We start from the raw sequence: 15,118 nt of genomic DNA on the forward strand, positions 1-15,118 counted from the left end.
CACACCCGTTCTTGTTCCTTTGAATCATGCATCCGACCTGTGGCGAGTGCAGAGAGAGACGATCATGCAGATCCTCGACGCCGTCGACGCGGCTTCGCTCCGTTCCGACATCCCTGTCTTCAACCCCGGCGACACCGTCAAGGTGCACGTGAACATCACCGAGGGTTCGCGTTCGCGCATCCAGGTCTTCCAGGGCGTCGTCATCGGCCGCCAGGGCGATGGTGTGCGCGAGACCTTCACCGTCCGCAAGATCAGCTTCCAGGTGGGCGTGGAGCGCACGTTCCCGGTCCACTCGCCGGTCATCGACCACATCGAGGTCGTCACCCGCGGTGACGTCCGTCGCGCGAAGCTGTACTACCTGCGCAACCTCCGCGGCAAGAAGGCGAAGATCAAGGAGAAGCGCGACAACTGATCGCGACCTCCGTACACGAACCCCGGGACACGACGGTCCCGGGGTTCTGTCGTCTGCACCGGGATGTGCGACCCTTGTAGATGCCGCCATCGTGCGGGTCGGAAGAAGAAGTGAGAGCCCATGACAGCGCACGCCGCCGAATCCGCTGAGCGGTCCCCACGGCGACGGGGTGCACTCGCCTTCCTGCGCGACGTGCTGGTGATCATCGTCATCGCTGCGCTCGTCTCGTTCGTGGTGAAGAGCTTCGTCGTGCGCTCGTTCTACATCCCGTCCGGGTCGATGGAGCGCACCCTGCTGATCAACGACCGGATCCTCGTCGACGAGCTGTCTCCGCGCTGGGCGGGCTACGACCGCGGAGACGTGGTCGTGTTCAAGGACCCGGGAGGCTGGCTGCCGCCCGCGCCGCAGACACCCGCCCGGCCGCCTCTGGTCGAGGCCGCGGACTGGGTGCTCACGTTCGTGGGGCTGTCGACGTCGGACGCGCAGGATCATCTGGTCAAGAGGCTGATCGGGCTTCCCGGTGACCACATCGTGTGCTGCAACGCGCTCGGCCAGGTCACGGTGAACGGCTCGCCCATCGACGAGCTGTCGTATCTGAACCTTCCCGAAGGCGATACGGCGGCCTCCAACGCCGAGTTCGACGTGACCGTCCCCGACGACGCGATCTGGGTGATGGGCGACAACCGCGACCGCTCGCAGGACTCGCGGGCGCATCAGGAGCTTCCCGGTGGCGGCTTCGTGCCTCTGGATGCCGTCGTCGGGCGTGCCTTCCTCACGACCTGGCCCTTCGACCGCTTCGGGCTCATCGACACCCACGACGAGGTGTTCCGCTCGGTTCCGGAGACGGAATGACCGTCGTCGCGCCCACCCTGCGCACCGAGCGCCGTCTGCTCCGGGACGAGTTCGATCTGATCATCGCGCTGGACGAGGTCGGACGCGGGGCACTGGCGGGTCCGGTCGCGGTGGGCGCCGCGGTGATGGACGCCGCCGGATCCCGTCGGCGGGTGCCTGAAGGTCTGCGGGACTCGAAACTCATCACGGAGCGCCGCCGGCCCGAGATGGCCGAGCGCGCGCGGGACTGGGTGCTGGCGTCGGCCGTCGGGTGGGCGAGCGCCGCCGAGATCGACGAGGTGGGCATCATGCGCGCCCTGGGCCTGGCCGCTTCGCGAGCCGTGCAGGGCGTCGTCGAGCTCGGTGCGTCTTCGGAGAGGACGCTGGTGATCCTCGACGGCAATCATGACTACGTGTCGCGGGTGCACCCGGTGCCGATCACGGTGCGGCCCGTGATCAAGGCCGACCGGGACTGCGCCTCGGTCTCGGCCGCTTCGGTCATCGCGAAGGTCGCGCGGGACGCGCTGATGGGGGAGGTGCACGAGGAGCACCCCGCCTATCAATGGGACCGGAACAAGGGCTACGCCAGCCTGGAGCACCGGGCGGCCATCCGGGAGCGGGGACTCTCGCCGCTGCACAGAGCGTCCTGGGCGATCGCCGACGCTCCCACGCTCTTCTAGGATGGAGTCATCATGGATGAGGATGCCTTCGACGACTACGACCGCGAACTCGAGCTCGCACTGTTCCGTGAGTACCGCGACGTCGTCGCGCAGTTCCAGTACGTGGTCGAGACCGAGCGGCGGTTCTACCTCGCCAACGAGGTGAACGTGGTGCGCCGCGACACCGAGACGGATTTCTACTTCGAGCTCTCGATGAAGGACGTCTGGGTATGGGACATCTACCGTGCCGACCGCTTCGTGAAGGCGGTGCGGGTGCTCACGTTCAAGGACGTCAACGTCGAGGAGCTCCAGCGCCGCGAGTTCGAGCTGCCCGACGAGCTCTCGCTCGACGGCAAGTGATCCCACTCCAGTCCCCAGCGCGCTGATCTCAGCGGGTTCTCCACAGCGGCCGTGATTCCGGCGCTCCGGCGTCGGCGCACCCCGCCAGGCTGTCGGCATGGCAGCGAAAGACGACTTCGGGCGTGAGGGCGAGGAGCGTGCCGCAGAGTACCTGCGGCTGCGCGGGTACGCGATCCTCGCACGCAACTGGCGATGCGGGCAGGGGGAGATCGACATCGTCGCCACGTGCGGCGACGTGCTCAGCATCGTCGAGGTGAAGACGCGCCGATCGGAGAGCTTCGGCCATCCCTTCGAGGCCATCGACGAGCGCAAGCGCAGGCGGCTGTGGCAGCTCGCCTTCGCGTGGGCCGAGGCGCATCCGGAGACGGCGCGGCGACGCCGCATCCGGGTCGAGGCGGTCGGACTGACGGGCGCGGATGCCGCGAGTGCCCGACTCGAGCATCTCGAGGACGTGCTGTGAGCACCGCGCGCACGTGGGCGGTGGCTCTCACCGGGGTCGACGGGCACATGGTGGAGGTCGAGGCGGACATCAGCAATCAGACGCCGATGTTCCAGATCATCGGCCTTCCCGACAAGGCGCTGGGCGAGGCGGCTCAGCGAGTGCGCAACGCGTGCGTGAACGCTGGTCTCGACTTCCCGCGTCGTCGGCTCACCGTCAACCTGTCACCGGCGAACCTCCCCAAGACCGGCAGCGGTTTCGACCTGAGCGTCGCGGTCGCCACCCTGGCTGCGACCGGGACCCTGCACCGTGAGGCGGTGCGCACGACCGTGCACATCGGCGAACTCGGCCTGGACGGCCGGCTTCGACCGGTTCCGGGTGTGCTGCCTGCGGTGTACGCGTCCGCGCGAGCGGGTTTCGGTCGTGTCATCGTCCCGCACGCGAACGCCGCCGAGGCCCGTCTCGTTCCCGGCGTGGAGGTGCATGCCGCCGCGTCGCTCGCCGAGGTCGCGGCCCTGCACGGAGCAGACGTCGAACTCGGCGAGATCGAGCCGGTCGAGGCGGCGGGAACCGAGCAGCCGCTCGCGGAGCCGCTCGACCTCTCGGATGTCATCGGGCAGGACGACGCGGTAGACGCGCTCATCGCCGCCGCGGCCGGAGGGCACCACATGATGCTCAGCGGGCCGCCGGGAGCGGGGAAGACGATGCTCGCCCGCCGGCTGCCCGGCATCCTTCCCGAGCTCTCGCAGGAAGAGGCGCTGGAGGTCGCCGCGATCCGCTCGCTCGCCGGGGATCCGGTGAGCCGCCTTGACACGTTGGCGCCGTTCGAAGCCCCGCATCACAGCGCGTCGGCCGCGGCTCTCGTCGGGGGCGGATCCCGCGCAGCACGTCCCGGAGCGATCGTCCGAGCGCACCGGGGCGTGCTGTTCCTGGACGAGACGCCCGAGTTCCAGCGCGTCGCACTGGATGCCCTCCGACAGCCTCTCGAATCCGGCCGCATCGAGATCCACCGATCGGGCTTCTCCGCGAGCTTCCCGGCGCGATTCCAACTCGTGCTCGCGATGAACCCCTGTCCGTGCGGGAGCTACGGCGTCCGGGGAGCGGAGTGCACCTGTCCGCCGATGGCGATCCGACGCTACGCCGGGCGACTGTCCGGTCCGCTGCGGGACCGGATCGACATCGATCTGCAGGTCGCCCGCGTCGCGGCATCGCGGGCGACGTCAGGGGAGCGCTCGGCCGTCACGACAGCGCTCGCGCGAGAGCGCGTGCTGGCGGCCCGCGCCGCCGCTCAGGACCGCTGGCGCGGCAGCCCATGGCGGGTGAACGGTCACGTGCCCGGGGAGCGACTGCGTCAGGGTGCGCTGCGTCTGCCCGCCGCGGTGCGGGCGCCCCTGGATCGTGCACTGGAGAGAGGCGCCGTGACCTTACGGGCCTATGACCGGGTGCTCCGCATCGCGTGGACGCTCAGCGATCTCGCCGGGCGCACGGCGCCGGGGAGCGACGAGTTGGGCCGGGCGCTGTTCCTGAAGAGAGGACTGCTGGGATGACCGCAATGGGCCTTCGAGTGTTCGATGACCCCGAGGTGCGTGCGGCGGCCGCACGGCTGCGACCGGACGCGAACCTCGATGAGGTGATCGCGCGCGCCGCCTGGTCGGTGCTCATCGAGCCTGGCGACGGGGTCGCCGGGACGCTGATCACGACGATGGGAGCCCGACCCGCTCTCGAAGCGGCGATGGGGGAGGCATCGCTGCTCGCACCGGGCTCGGTCACGGCGCGGGAGCTCAGCGAGGCTCGGGCGCGGTGGCGTCCGCGCGCGCGGGTGAGCGCGGTGCTCGACGCGCTCACCTCCTGCCTCGAAGTGGAGGGGCGGATGCTGCTGCCGGGGGATCAGGCGTGGTTCGCGGGGCTGGACGACCTCGGCGTGCACGCGCCCGTGCTGCTGTGGGCACGCGGCGATGTGCCGGCGCTGATCGGCCGCCCCACCGTCTCGATTGTGGGAGCGCGCGCCGCCAGCGCGTACGGGGAGTCAGCGGCAGCGGACCTGGCGGGGGATCTGGCTGCGGGCGGCACGGTCGTCGTGTCCGGGGGCGCCTACGGCATCGACGGGGCGGCTCATCGCGCGGCGCTCGGCGCCGGGGGTGCCACCGTGGCGTTCCTCGCCGGTGGCATCGATCGTGCCTACCCGATGGGGCATCAGCAGCTCTTCGACCGCATCCGCCGTCACGGAGCCGTGCTCAGCGAGGTCCCGTGCGGCGGGGCCCCGACGAAATGGAGGTTCCTGGCACGGAACCGGATGATTGCGGCGGCGGGCGCCGCCACTGTGGTGGTCGAGGCCGGTTGGCGCAGCGGATCGCTCAACACCGCGGGCCACGCCGCCGCGCTCGGGCGCCCGCTCGGAGCCGTTCCCGGGCCGATCACCTCGGCAGCGTCCGCGGGTTGTCACCGCCTGCTCCGGGAGTACGACGCCGTGTGCGTGACCAGCGCCCAGGAGGTTCGCGAGCTCTGCGGAGAGGAGCTGACGCCGACCGCGCCCGCGGCCGGTGCGGTCGATCACGAGCGCACCCGCCTGCTGGATGCGCTCAGCGGCCGCACGCCCCGCCCCGTCGAGGACCTCGCTCGGCGCAGCGGGCTCTCACCCGAGCGGGTGCGGAGCCTCCTCGGACTGCTCACGCTGGACGATGCCGTGGTCTCGGATGCCACCGGATGGCGGCGCCGCGGATGATCGGGGAATCGGACCGCCGAGGTGTGCGGAGCGGCACGGCGCGGTGACGACACCGTGAGGGCATGCTGGTGACATGAGGTATTCGGACTCGGTGGATGCGTTCATCACGCACCTCGCCCAGGTGCGCAGGCTCTCGCCCGCCACCGTCCGCGCCTACCGCGCCGATCTCACCGACCTCGGCCGCACCGTCGATGATCCGCCTCTGGACGACATCGACCTGGAGACGCTGCGCGAATGGCTCTGGCGGGCCACGCAGCGCGGTGACGCACGCTCGACGATGGCGCGCAGGGCCGCCGCCGTGCGCGCGTTCTTCGGCTGGGCCCGCGACGCCGGGATCGTCGCCGTGGATCCGAGCCTGCGCCTGGTCACGCCTCGCCGGGCGAAGACCCTCCCCGTCGTGGCATCCGCGGACGGGATGCGCGAGCTGCTCGATGCGCAGCGCGCCGCGGCCGCGGGAGGCGACCCGATCGCGCTGCGCGACCACGCGATCCTCGAGATGCTCTACGCCGCGGGCATCCGGGTGTCCGAACTGTGCGGCGTCGACGTGGACGAGCTCGATCTCGACCGCCGCACGGTCCGGGTGTTGGGCAAGGGCGCGAAGGAGCGAGTCGTTCCGTTCGGCGCTCCTGCGGCCGAGGCCCTGGGCGCACACCTCACCCGCGCCAGGCCGGTCCTGCAGGCCCGCACCGAGCGCACGACCCCCGCGCTGTTCCTCGGCGCCCGCGGAGCGCGCATCGGACCGCGCACGGTCTACGCTCTCGTGGCGCGCGCCCTGGGTCCGATCGTGGGCGCCGAGCACGTCGGACCGCACGCCCTGCGTCACTCGGCAGCCACCCATCTGCTCGACGGAGGAGCCGATCTGCGTGCGGTGCAGGAGATTCTCGGGCACGCGAGCCTGGGCACCACCCAGATCTACACTCACGTGTCCGCGGAGCGTCTGACAGCCAGCTACCGGCTCGCGCATCCACGTGCCTGAGCGACGTGTTCAGGGGCGGCAGCACGGGAGCAGGACGGCCCGGGGGACCAGGCCGAACAGTCCCAGCGGGTTCACGTACCGGCCGTCGATGCGCACCCCGACGTGGAGGCTGCCCATCGCGTGCCCGCCGGAGGCGACGATGCCGACGCGCTCGCCCGCCGCGACCGCATCCCCGGGGGTCAGCTCCGACGCCACGGGTTCCAGCGTCGTGACGTAGCCGCCGCCATGGTCGATGGTGATCAGCGGGCGATCCACGACGACGCCGCGGAAGGCGACGATGCCCGCGGCAGGCGCCAGGACCGGCACGCCCGAGCCCGCATCGACGTCCATGCCCCGGTGGCCGGGACCGTACTCGTGCGCAGGGGCTCGGAACGGGACCAGCACCTCACGCGGTCCATCCGCCGGCCAGCGCCACGGGCTATCGACCGGGGCTTCCCCGGCCCTCCCGTCCACTGCCGCCGCGGACAGCGCGCCCGTCCCCGCGATCAGTACCGCGCCCAGCATGAGCGCCGCAACGATGCGTCGCAGACGCGTGCGCGGCCCCATCATTCCGGCATCCATCCCGCCACTCTGCCCGTGTCGTGCGGCGCCCGGCGCCCGGTTCACGGCGCCGGTGGAGAAGACCGCCGGCACGGCCCCCTGTGGAGAGGGATCGCCGCGATCCGGGGCGCGCGCATCCTGTACACTGGACGAGCACCTCGAAATCGGGGTGACTACGCGTGCCCAGAGCGACTCCGGTCGTGGCATCCACTCCCACAGGTCCCGTTCCGAGAACGGGCGGGTGTGCGCCGGGCACCAGGACTGCCGATCGTCTGATCGGCGACACCAACCTCAACGACGCGAGAGCGTCAGAACAAGGAGACGACCATGGCTGTGGTCACCATCCGCCAGCTGCTCGACAGCGGCGTGCACTTCGGACACCAGACCCGCCGGTGGAACCCGAAGGTGAAGCGCTTCATCCTCACCGAGCGCAGCGGCATCCACATCATCGACCTGCAGCAGTCGCTGTCGTACATCGACAAGGCCTACGACTTCGTCAAGGAGACCGTCGCCCGGGGCGGCACCGTCCTCTTCGTCGGCACCAAGAAGCAGGCGCAGGAGATCCTCGCCGAGCAGGCCGCCCGCGTGGGCCAGCCGTACGTCAACCAGCGCTGGCTCGGTGGCCTCCTCACCAACTTCTCCACCATCGCGAAGCGTCTCGCCCGCATGAAGGAGCTCGAGGAGCTCGACTACGACAACCCCGCCGCCTCCGGATTCACCAAGAAGGAGCTGCTGCTCAAGAAGCGCGAGCTCGACAAGCTGCACAAGTCGCTCGGTGGCATCCGCAACCTTTCGAAGACCCCGTCGGCCCTGTGGGTCGTCGACGCCAAGCGCGAGCACCTCGCCATCGACGAGGCCAAGAAGCTCGGCATCCCGGTGATCGGCATCCTCGACACGAACGCCGACCCGGATGACTTCCAGTACCCGATCCCCGGCAACGACGACGCGATCCGCTCGGTCTCGCTGCTGACGCGCATCATCGCCGACGCTGCGGCCGAGGGCCTGCAGCAGAAGCACAACCCGGACGCCGGCGACGCCGAGCCGCTCGCCGAGTGGGAGCAGGAGCTGCTCCAGGGCGACGCCGAGGCTCCCGCCGCCGAGGAGGCTCCGGCCGCCGACGCGACCGAGGCTCCCGCCGCCGAGGAGGCTTCCGCTGCCGAGGAGGCTCCGGCCGCCGACGCGACCGAGGCTCCCGCCGCTGACGAGGCTCCGGCCGAGGTCGCGGCTGACGCAGACGCCAAGTAAGCACCGCACACACGCACAGACACGAAGCAAGGAGCCACCACACATGGCCAACTTCACCATCGCCGACATCAAGGCGCTGCGCGAGCAGCTCGGAACGGGAATGGTCGACACCAAGAAGGCGCTCGAGGAGGCTGACGGCGACGTCGAGAAGGCCACCGAGATCCTGCGCCTGAAGGGTGCCAAGGGCAACGCGAAGCGCGCCGACCGCTCCACCAGCGAGGGCCTGGTCGCCGCGCGGGAGACCGCCGGCGCCGTCACGCTGATCGAGCTCGCCTGCGAGACCGACTTCGTCGCGAAGAACGAGCGTTTCATCACGCTCGCCGACAAGGTCGCCGACGCGGTCGCCGCCGTCGGAGCGGACTCGCTGGAGGCCGCCCTGGCAGCCCCGGCGGGAGACCAGACCGTCGAGCAGCTCATCTCCGATGAGGCCGCCATCATCGGCGAGAAGGTCGAGCTGCGTCGCGTGCGCACCGTCAAGGGTGAGGGCCTCTCGGTCTACCTGCACCGCACCAGCAAGGACCTTCCCCCGCAGATCGGCGTCGTCGTCGCGTACACCGGTTCGGATGCCGACACCGCTCGCAGCATCGCGCAGCACATCTCGTTCGCGAACCCGTCCTACCTCACCCGCGAGGACGTCCCCGCGGCCGAGGTCGAGAAGGAGCGCGACATCGTCACCGAGATCTCGCGCAACGAGGGCAAGCCCGAGGCCGCGCTGCCGAAGATCGTCGAGGGTCGCGTGACCGCGTTCTTCAAGCAGGTCGCACTGCTCGAGCAGGACTACGCCAAGGACAACAAGCTGTCCGTGAGCCAGGTCGCGAAGGATGCCGGCATCGCCGTCACCGACTTCGCCCGGTTCAAGGTCGGCGCGTAACACCTGAGAAGGGGTTCGGATCCACGTGATCCGAACCCCTTCTGCATGCCCGGATCGACCTGAGGCATTATCGTGAAACAGACGAGAGGATCACACCCCATGACCGAACGCACCGGACGCCGTCGCGTCCTCTTGAAGCTCTCCGGCGAAGCCTTCGGCGGAGGACAGCTGGGTGTGAACCCCGACGTCGTCAGCCAGATCGCGCGGGACATCGCCGCGGCTGTGGACCGCGTCGAGATCGCCATCGTCGTCGGTGGCGGCAATTTCTTCCGCGGCGCCGAACTGAGCCAGCGCGGCATGGACCGAGGCAGGGCCGACTACATGGGCATGCTCGGAACGGTGATGAACGCCCTCGCTCTGCAGGACTTCCTCGAGCAGGCGGGCGCTCCCACCCGGGTGCAGTCCGCCATCTCCATGACGCAGGTCGCGGAGCCGTACATCCCGCTGCGCGCGGAGCGCCACATGGAGAAGGGACGCGTCGTGATCTTCGGCGCGGGCGCCGGCCTTCCCTACTTCTCCACCGACACCGTCGCGGCGCAGCGTGCGCTGGAGATCGGAGCGCAGGAGGTCCTCGTCGCGAAGAACGGCGTCGACGCGATCTACACCGCCGACCCGAACAAGGACGCGACCGCCGAGCGCATCGAGCGGGTCACGTACCGCGAGGCGCTGCAGGGCGGGCTCAAGGTCGTGGACTCCACGGCCTTCAGCCTGTGCATGGACAACGCGATGGACATGCGCGTCTTCGGCATGGAGCCCGCGGGCAACGTCACCCGTGCGCTCCTGGGCGAGGAGATCGGAACGCTCGTCACCGCCTGAGCGCCCTGTCGCTCTCGGTCCGGCAGGACCTGCCGGATAGAATCGTCTGAAACCCCTGATGTAAGGAGCCCCCGTGATCGCGGATGTCCTCGCCGAAACCACCTCACGCATGACGCGCGCGGTCGAAGCCGCCAAGGAGGACTTCGCCACGGTCCGCACGGGGCGCGCGAACCCCCAGATGTTCCAGAAGGTGATGGTCGACTACTACGGCTCGCCGACACCGCTGGCGCAACTCGCCTCGCTCGCGAACCCGGAGGCGCGCTCGCTGATCATCACGCCTTATGACAAGTCCGCACTCAAGGCGATCGAACAGGCGATCCGCGACATGCCGAACCTCGGAGCGAATCCGACGAACGACGGCAACATCGTGCGCGTGACGATGCCGGAGCTGACCCAGGAGCGCCGCAAGGAGTACGTGAAGCTCGTCAAGTCCAAGGGCGAGGACGCCAAGGTGCACGTGCGCGGCATCCGCCGCAAGTCGAAGGACGAGCTCGACGCCCTCAAGAGCGAGCTGGGGGAGGACGAGATCGCCCGCGGCGAGAAGGAGCTCGACGCCATCACGCGCCAGCACGTCGACCTCATCGACGACGCACTCAAGCGCAAAGAGGCCGAGCTCCTCGAGGTCTGAGCGGGATGCCCGGCGACAACCACTCCGAGGAACGGCCACCTGAGGGTCACGGACCTGCTGGGGCGGCCGATCCGGCGCGCGGGCGGCCGGCAGCGCCGCTCGCGGGGAACGAGGACTCGGCGACTCCCGTCCGGGGCGTGCCGCGCGTCGGCGGAAGCACACCCCGCACCGGCATTCCGCTGAACGACAGCGCCTTCCCGGCGTTCGATGCGGCGACCGTGCCGCCTCGGCCGCCTCTTCCCGGCGAGGGCGGTCCAGCGTCGACCGCGGGCGCGGACGTCCCCGCGGTGACGGGCGAGCACAACGCGATCCGGGAGCAGTGGCGCGCCAAGCGGGATGAGATCGAGTCCCACGTCTCGCAGGCCCGTGACCACTTCGATCAGGCCAACGAGCGCATCAAGCAGCGCACCGGCCGCAACCTGATCCTGGCCATCGTGATCGGCGTCGCCTTCGGTGCGGCGCTGGTGGCGTCGCTGCTGTTCGTGAAGTGGCTGTTCATCCCGATCGCCCTCGCCGCGGGGCTTCTCGCCACCTACGAGCTCTCCCGGGCGTTGCGAGCCGGCGGCCGGCGCGTGGACGTCGTGCCGCAACTCATCGCCGGCGCGGGCGTGCTGCTGGCGGGCGCGTCGCGCGAGCTCTGGCTGAGCTGGGTCGTGCTGATCGTCGCCGTGGCGTTCATCGCCGTCTGGCGGATGGTCGCCCAGATGGTCGTCAAGGACGGGCGGACCTACGGCGACGTGCTCGCCGACATCATCGTGGGCGCGTTCGTCCAGATCTACGTGCCCTTCCTCACCTCCGTCGCCCTCATCCTGCTCGGCCGGGAACACGGCGAATGGTGGGTGCTGTCGTTCGTCGCCATCGCGGTCGCCGCCGACACGTTCGCCTACGCGGCCGGCCTCGCCTTCGGCAGGCACCCGATGGCGCCGCGCATCAGCCCGAAGAAGACCTGGGAAGGCTTCGCGGGTGCCGTGCTCGGCTCGCTGCTCGTCGGGGTGCTCCTGGCGATGTTCCTGTTGGAGCTCGAATGGTGGTGCGGGCTCATCCTCGGAGCGGTGATCCTCATCTCGGCGACCCTGGGCGACCTGGGTGAGTCGATGCTCAAGCGGGATCTCGGCATCAAGGACATGAGCTCCTGGCTGCCCGGTCACGGCGGACTGCTGGACCGGCTCGACAGCATCCTGCCCTCGACCGTGCCCGCTCTCGCCCTCTCGTTCCTGCTCTCCCCATGGATGGTTTCCTGATGACCGATGCTGATCTCGACATGCTCGACGGGCGGGAGGAGACCCCGCCGGCGTTCGCCCTCACCACCGGGCGGACCCGCGGATACCACCGCGCCGCCGTCGACACCTTCCTCGAGGCGGCCAAGGGAGCCTTCGAGGACGAGCGACCCGGCTTCGGTGCGGACGACGTGCGCGGCGCGTCGTTCCCCCTGGTGCGGCACGGCTACGTGATCGCCGACGTCGACGCTGCCCTGGGACGCGTGGAGGATGCGTTCGCGGCACGGGCGCGAGAGCGTGCGCTGCGTTCGATCGGCGTCGACGCGTGGGTCGCGCAGGCGCGCGAGGACGCGCAGCAGATCCTGGACCATCTCGCCCGACCGGAGCGCCAGCGCTTCGCGCGCTGCAGTGTGCTGACCTTCGGCTACCGCCTTGACGAGGTGGATCACGTCGCGGACCGCATCTCGGCGTTCCTGCGCGACGGCGAGGCGCTCACCGTGGAGCAGGTGCGCGGCGCCGCGTTCCGGATGCAGCGGGGCGGGTACCGTGAGGAGCAGGTGGATGCCCTGCTCGATGCCACCGTCGAGGTCATGCTGGCCGTCCGGTGAGCTCTCATGGACGTCTCAGGGTGTTCTGCGTAGACTGTTGCCCATCGTGACTCCCGATAACGAACTGGTATCGACTGCGCCGCGCCCGAACGCGGGCCGTCGAACGTCGAAGAACTCGCGTCGGCGCGGCGTGAGCGCCGTGGTGGCAGGTCTCGCGGTTCTCGGTATCTCCGCGGCGATGCTCGCGCCCACGGGAATGGCCGTCGCCGATCCCACCGCGACCGACGCGCCGACCACGGCGTTCTCCTTGGCCTCGGGAGAGACGCAGAACATCTCCGTCACCGTCGAGGGCGCGAAGATCGAGCCGGCGGACCGCGGAGTCTTCGAGGTCTACGTCAAGCCCAAGCCGAAGCCGAAGCCGAAACCGCAGGCGGCATCGACGGGCGGCGCGGCTCCGTCCCGTCCGATGTACAGCGGTGGGGGCTCCAAGGAGCAGTGGATGACGGCGGCCGGGATCGCGAAGAGCGACTGGCCCTACGTCGACTACATCGTCTCGCGCGAGAGCGGCTGGAACCCGAACGCGACCAACCGCTCCTCCGGTGCCTGCGGACTCGTCCAGGCGCTGCCATGCAGCAAGGTCCCGGGCAACGGCTACGACCCGGTGGACAACCTGCGCTGGGCCACCGGTTACGCCACGGGACGCTACGGCAGCTGGGGCGGTGCCTACAACTTCTGGATCACTCACCACTGGTGGTGAGCCGGCGGTATGGCACGATCACGCCGGCGACGTCCCGAGCCCTCCCGCTCTGACGAATCGTTCGATCGCCTTCTGGCGGGCTGGAAGCGGACGGAGACCCGCCGCGGCAGGGAGTGGACCGTGCAGCCTGTCTCGGCCGTGCAGGCGGTGAAGGAGTATCGCTGCCCGGGATGCGGCGGCGCCATCGCGCCGTCGACCGCGCACGTGGTCGCCTGGCGAGCCGACGGTGTGATGGGCGAGTCGGCGGACCTCGCAGCCCGCAGGCACTGGCACACGCACTGCTGGAGCATCGCGTGAGCCGGGAGATCCGCGGTCCTGTGGTTCTTCCGGCGCAGCGCACCGAGATCACGCTCGAGACGGCGGACGGCATGACCCTCGTCGGCGAGCTCGCCGTCCCTCTGGACGCCGACCCGGTCGCGACACTCGTCACGCTGCACCCCCTGCCCACGGCCGGGGGCAACATGGACACGCACATCATCCGGAAGGCGGCGGCGCGGCTGCCCGCTCAGGCGGGGCTCGCGGTGCTCCGGTTCAACATGCGTGGCACGGTCTCCCCGCGCGGTCGCAGCGAAGGCTCCTTCGATGGTGGCGCTGCCGAGCAGTTCGACCTCGCCGCGGCGATGGGTTTCGTGCGCGAGCGCGGCCTGCCTCGCCCGTGGCTGCTCGGCTGGTCCTTCGGAACCGAACTCGCCCTGACGTACGGGCGAGACCATCCGGTCGAGGGTGCGATCCTGCTCTCGCCGCCGCTGCACCGTGCGACGACGGCCGACGTGTCCGCCTGGCGCGGCGACCGCCGCGAACTCGTCGTGCTCGTCCCCGAGCATGACGACTACCTGCGTCCGGCACAGGCGCGGGAGCGATTCGCATCCGTGCCGCACGCCCGCCTGATCGCCGTCGACGGCGGCAGGCATCTGTGGGTGGGGGAGAGCCAGACCCGCCGGGTGCTCACGGAGATCGTCGCCGCGGTCAATCCGGTCGCGCTGCCGCTGTCGACCGTGTGGGCGGATTGAGGGTCATCGCTCGTTCATCCGGGGGATGAGCACCTGGCGGTAGATGATCAGGATGCTCGCAGCGACCGGGATCGCGATCAGCGCGCCGAGCAGACCGAGCAGCGCACCGCCGGAGAGGGCGGCGATCACGACGACGGCTCCCGGCACGGCGACCGCGCGACTCATGATGCGCGGCGCGATGAAGTACGCCTCGATCTGCATGTAGATGAGGTAGTAGATGGCGGCGGCCAGTGCGGTTCCGGGAGAACCCACCCCCGGAAGCAGGCAGGCCAGCACGATGAGCGTCGAACCGGTCAGTGTGCCCACGAGCGGGATGAGGGAGAAGAAGAACGCGACGACGGCGAGCACCGCGGTGAACGGCGCGCCGATGATGGACAGGTAGATGGCGCTGAGGATGCCGTTGATCACGCCCAGCGTGACCTGTCCCATGACGTAGTGACCCACCGAGTCGGTGATCTGATCGGCGATGTCGATGAATCGCTCCCGCTTCGATGCCGGTACCAACTGGTACACCGCACCCTTGAGCGAGGGGGTGGACGCGGTGAGGTAGATCGTGAGGATCAGGACGACGAACGCACCGAAGAGTCCGGTGAGCACGGCGCCGCCGACCACCAGCACGCCCTGCCCGATCGAGCCGCTCCAGTCGGTGAGGTTCTTCGCCCAGTCCTCGGTCTGCATCCAGTTCTCGACGTAGGTGAAGACGTCGTCGACGCGCAGATTGGGGAACGTGTCGGTCATCCAGTCCTTGATGTTCTGGATCGTCGTCTCCCAGTCGACGATGAGAGCGGTGATCTGCGACACCAGCTGAGAGATCTGCTCGACCACGACCGGGAGCACGATCAGCACGATCACCGTGAAGATGCCGAGCACGGCGAGGATGGTGAGGAGCACGGCAGCCCAGCGGGGCAGGCCTCGGCGCTCGAGGAAGCTCACGAGTGGGTCCAGACCGAGGCTGAGGAACAGCGCCGTGCCGATGTAGAGGATGACGGTCGACAACGTCTGCATGCTCGTGAGCAGCACGATGCCCAGGCCGACGCCCAGCGTCGCCACCAGCGCGGTGCGGAAGGGGCTGTGGATCTTCATCGTC

19 protein-coding genes are annotated in these 15,118 nt (G+C 69.7%); 17 read left to right on the forward strand and 2 right to left on the reverse strand.

Annotated elements, in window-relative coordinates; genetic code table 11:
- The first annotated feature begins 64 nt into the window (after window positions 1-64).
- From rplS to ACFWHT_RS06960, 8 genes are all read left to right on the forward strand, one after another.
- A complete protein-coding gene (rplS, locus tag ACFWHT_RS06925) occupies window positions 65-412 on the forward strand; it encodes a 50S ribosomal protein L19 (RefSeq protein WP_311255303.1) in 348 nt (115 codons plus the stop codon).
- Between the two features lie 120 nt (window positions 413-532).
- A complete protein-coding gene (gene lepB, locus ACFWHT_RS06930) occupies window positions 533-1,264 on the forward strand; it encodes a signal peptidase I (protein WP_378826725.1) in 732 nt (243 codons plus the stop codon).
- Window positions 1,261-1,923, forward strand: a complete 663-nt coding sequence (locus ACFWHT_RS06935; RefSeq protein ID WP_378826726.1) for a ribonuclease HII — start codon at window positions 1,261-1,263, stop codon at window positions 1,921-1,923. The genes lepB and ACFWHT_RS06935 overlap by 4 nt, the downstream gene beginning before the upstream one ends.
- A gap of 12 nt (window positions 1,924-1,935) precedes the next feature.
- The gene (locus ACFWHT_RS06940; protein ID WP_378826727.1) at window positions 1,936-2,262 is read left to right on the forward strand and encodes a DUF2469 family protein; all 327 of its coding nucleotides are present in this window, start codon (window positions 1,936-1,938) and stop codon (window positions 2,260-2,262) included.
- A 97-nt stretch (window positions 2,263-2,359) separates the two neighbouring features.
- On the forward strand, window positions 2,360-2,722 hold the full coding sequence (locus ACFWHT_RS06945; protein ID WP_378826728.1) for a YraN family protein: 363 nt from the start codon (window positions 2,360-2,362) through the stop codon (window positions 2,720-2,722).
- Window positions 2,719-4,248 (forward strand): YifB family Mg chelatase-like AAA ATPase, encoded by a 1,530-nt coding sequence (locus tag ACFWHT_RS06950; RefSeq protein WP_378826730.1) that lies wholly within the window; start codon window positions 2,719-2,721, stop codon window positions 4,246-4,248. Before ACFWHT_RS06945 ends, ACFWHT_RS06950 begins: the two co-directional genes overlap by 4 nt.
- On the forward strand, window positions 4,245-5,423 hold the full coding sequence (locus ACFWHT_RS06955) for a DNA-processing protein DprA (RefSeq protein ID WP_378826731.1): 1,179 nt from the start codon (window positions 4,245-4,247) through the stop codon (window positions 5,421-5,423). The genes ACFWHT_RS06950 and ACFWHT_RS06955 overlap by 4 nt, the downstream gene beginning before the upstream one ends.
- Before the next feature lie 73 nt (window positions 5,424-5,496).
- Entirely contained in the window at window positions 5,497-6,399 is a 903-nt protein-coding gene (locus ACFWHT_RS06960; RefSeq protein WP_378826734.1) for a tyrosine-type recombinase/integrase, read from the forward strand.
- A 9-nt stretch (window positions 6,400-6,408) separates the two neighbouring features.
- On the opposite strand, the gene ACFWHT_RS06965 is transcribed toward ACFWHT_RS06960, so the two are convergent.
- Window positions 6,409-6,960 (reverse strand): murein hydrolase activator EnvC family protein, encoded by a 552-nt coding sequence (locus ACFWHT_RS06965; RefSeq protein ID WP_378826736.1) that lies wholly within the window; start codon window positions 6,958-6,960, stop codon window positions 6,409-6,411.
- Between the two features lie 306 nt (window positions 6,961-7,266).
- Here ACFWHT_RS06965 and rpsB point away from each other — a divergent pair, with 306 nt between their 5' ends.
- The 9 genes from rpsB (at window position 7,267) to ACFWHT_RS07010 (ending at window position 14,031) form a co-directional block, all read left to right on the forward strand.
- A complete protein-coding gene (rpsB, locus tag ACFWHT_RS06970; protein ID WP_378826738.1) occupies window positions 7,267-8,184 on the forward strand; it encodes a 30S ribosomal protein S2 in 918 nt (305 codons plus the stop codon).
- Window positions 8,185-8,227: 43 nt separating this feature from the next.
- Window positions 8,228-9,055 (forward strand): translation elongation factor Ts, encoded by an 828-nt coding sequence (gene tsf / locus ACFWHT_RS06975; RefSeq protein WP_378826740.1) that lies wholly within the window; start codon window positions 8,228-8,230, stop codon window positions 9,053-9,055.
- 99 nt (window positions 9,056-9,154) lie between these two features.
- Window positions 9,155-9,871, forward strand: a complete 717-nt coding sequence (gene pyrH, locus ACFWHT_RS06980; RefSeq protein WP_378826742.1) for a UMP kinase — start codon at window positions 9,155-9,157, stop codon at window positions 9,869-9,871.
- 73 nt (window positions 9,872-9,944) lie between these two features.
- On the forward strand, window positions 9,945-10,499 hold the full coding sequence (gene frr / locus ACFWHT_RS06985) for a ribosome recycling factor (protein ID WP_378826744.1): 555 nt from the start codon (window positions 9,945-9,947) through the stop codon (window positions 10,497-10,499).
- A 137-nt stretch (window positions 10,500-10,636) separates the two neighbouring features.
- Window positions 10,637-11,740 (forward strand): phosphatidate cytidylyltransferase, encoded by a 1,104-nt coding sequence (locus tag ACFWHT_RS06990; protein WP_378826747.1) that lies wholly within the window; start codon window positions 10,637-10,639, stop codon window positions 11,738-11,740.
- The gene (locus ACFWHT_RS06995; RefSeq protein ID WP_378826749.1) at window positions 11,740-12,324 is read left to right on the forward strand and encodes a DivIVA domain-containing protein; all 585 of its coding nucleotides are present in this window, start codon (window positions 11,740-11,742) and stop codon (window positions 12,322-12,324) included. Before ACFWHT_RS06990 ends, ACFWHT_RS06995 begins: the two co-directional genes overlap by 1 nt.
- A gap of 130 nt (window positions 12,325-12,454) precedes the next feature.
- Complete coding sequence (locus ACFWHT_RS07000; RefSeq protein ID WP_378826751.1) at window positions 12,455-13,021, forward strand: transglycosylase SLT domain-containing protein; 567 nt, start codon at window positions 12,455-12,457, stop codon at window positions 13,019-13,021.
- Window positions 13,022-13,030: 9 nt separating this feature from the next.
- The gene (locus ACFWHT_RS07005; RefSeq protein WP_378826753.1) at window positions 13,031-13,318 is read left to right on the forward strand and encodes a hypothetical protein; all 288 of its coding nucleotides are present in this window, start codon (window positions 13,031-13,033) and stop codon (window positions 13,316-13,318) included.
- Window positions 13,315-14,031 (forward strand): alpha/beta hydrolase, encoded by a 717-nt coding sequence (locus ACFWHT_RS07010; RefSeq protein WP_378826755.1) that lies wholly within the window; start codon window positions 13,315-13,317, stop codon window positions 14,029-14,031. Before ACFWHT_RS07005 ends, ACFWHT_RS07010 begins: the two co-directional genes overlap by 4 nt.
- Before the next feature lie 3 nt (window positions 14,032-14,034).
- Here the strand turns inward: ACFWHT_RS07010 and ACFWHT_RS07015 are convergent, their stop codons facing one another.
- The gene (locus tag ACFWHT_RS07015; RefSeq protein ID WP_378826757.1) at window positions 14,035-15,114 is read right to left on the reverse strand and encodes an AI-2E family transporter; all 1,080 of its coding nucleotides are present in this window, start codon (window positions 15,112-15,114) and stop codon (window positions 14,035-14,037) included.
- Window positions 15,115-15,118 lie beyond the last annotated feature (4 nt).

This window comes from Microbacterium sp. NPDC058342 (assembly GCF_042723935.1).
Lineage (GTDB): Bacteria > Actinomycetota > Actinomycetes > Actinomycetales > Microbacteriaceae > Microbacterium.

Excerpts from the sequence above, each read along its gene's own strand:
- rplS (WP_311255303.1), top strand. The coding sequence starts at position 65 with ATGCAGATCCTCGACGCCGTCGACGCGGCTTCGCTCCGTTCCGACATC.
- lepB (WP_378826725.1), top strand. The coding sequence starts at position 533 with ATGACAGCGCACGCCGCCGAATCCGCTGAGCGGTCCCCACGGCGACGG.
- ACFWHT_RS06935 (WP_378826726.1), top strand. The coding sequence starts at position 1,261 with ATGACCGTCGTCGCGCCCACCCTGCGCACCGAGCGCCGTCTGCTCCGG.
- ACFWHT_RS06940 (WP_378826727.1), top strand. The coding sequence starts at position 1,936 with ATGGATGAGGATGCCTTCGACGACTACGACCGCGAACTCGAGCTCGCA.
- ACFWHT_RS06945 (WP_378826728.1), top strand. The coding sequence starts at position 2,360 with ATGGCAGCGAAAGACGACTTCGGGCGTGAGGGCGAGGAGCGTGCCGCA.
- ACFWHT_RS06955 (WP_378826731.1), top strand. The coding sequence starts at position 4,245 with ATGACCGCAATGGGCCTTCGAGTGTTCGATGACCCCGAGGTGCGTGCG.
- ACFWHT_RS06960 (WP_378826734.1), top strand. The coding sequence starts at position 5,497 with ATGAGGTATTCGGACTCGGTGGATGCGTTCATCACGCACCTCGCCCAG.
- ACFWHT_RS06965 (WP_378826736.1), bottom strand. The coding sequence starts at position 6,960 with ATGGATGCCGGAATGATGGGGCCGCGCACGCGTCTGCGACGCATCGTT.
- rpsB (WP_378826738.1), top strand. The coding sequence starts at position 7,267 with ATGGCTGTGGTCACCATCCGCCAGCTGCTCGACAGCGGCGTGCACTTC.
- tsf (WP_378826740.1), top strand. The coding sequence starts at position 8,228 with ATGGCCAACTTCACCATCGCCGACATCAAGGCGCTGCGCGAGCAGCTC.
- pyrH (WP_378826742.1), top strand. The coding sequence starts at position 9,155 with ATGACCGAACGCACCGGACGCCGTCGCGTCCTCTTGAAGCTCTCCGGC.
- ACFWHT_RS06995 (WP_378826749.1), top strand. The coding sequence starts at position 11,740 with ATGACCGATGCTGATCTCGACATGCTCGACGGGCGGGAGGAGACCCCG.
- ACFWHT_RS07005 (WP_378826753.1), top strand. The coding sequence starts at position 13,031 with ATGGCACGATCACGCCGGCGACGTCCCGAGCCCTCCCGCTCTGACGAA.
- ACFWHT_RS07015 (WP_378826757.1), bottom strand. The coding sequence starts at position 15,114 with ATGAAGATCCACAGCCCCTTCCGCACCGCGCTGGTGGCGACGCTGGGC.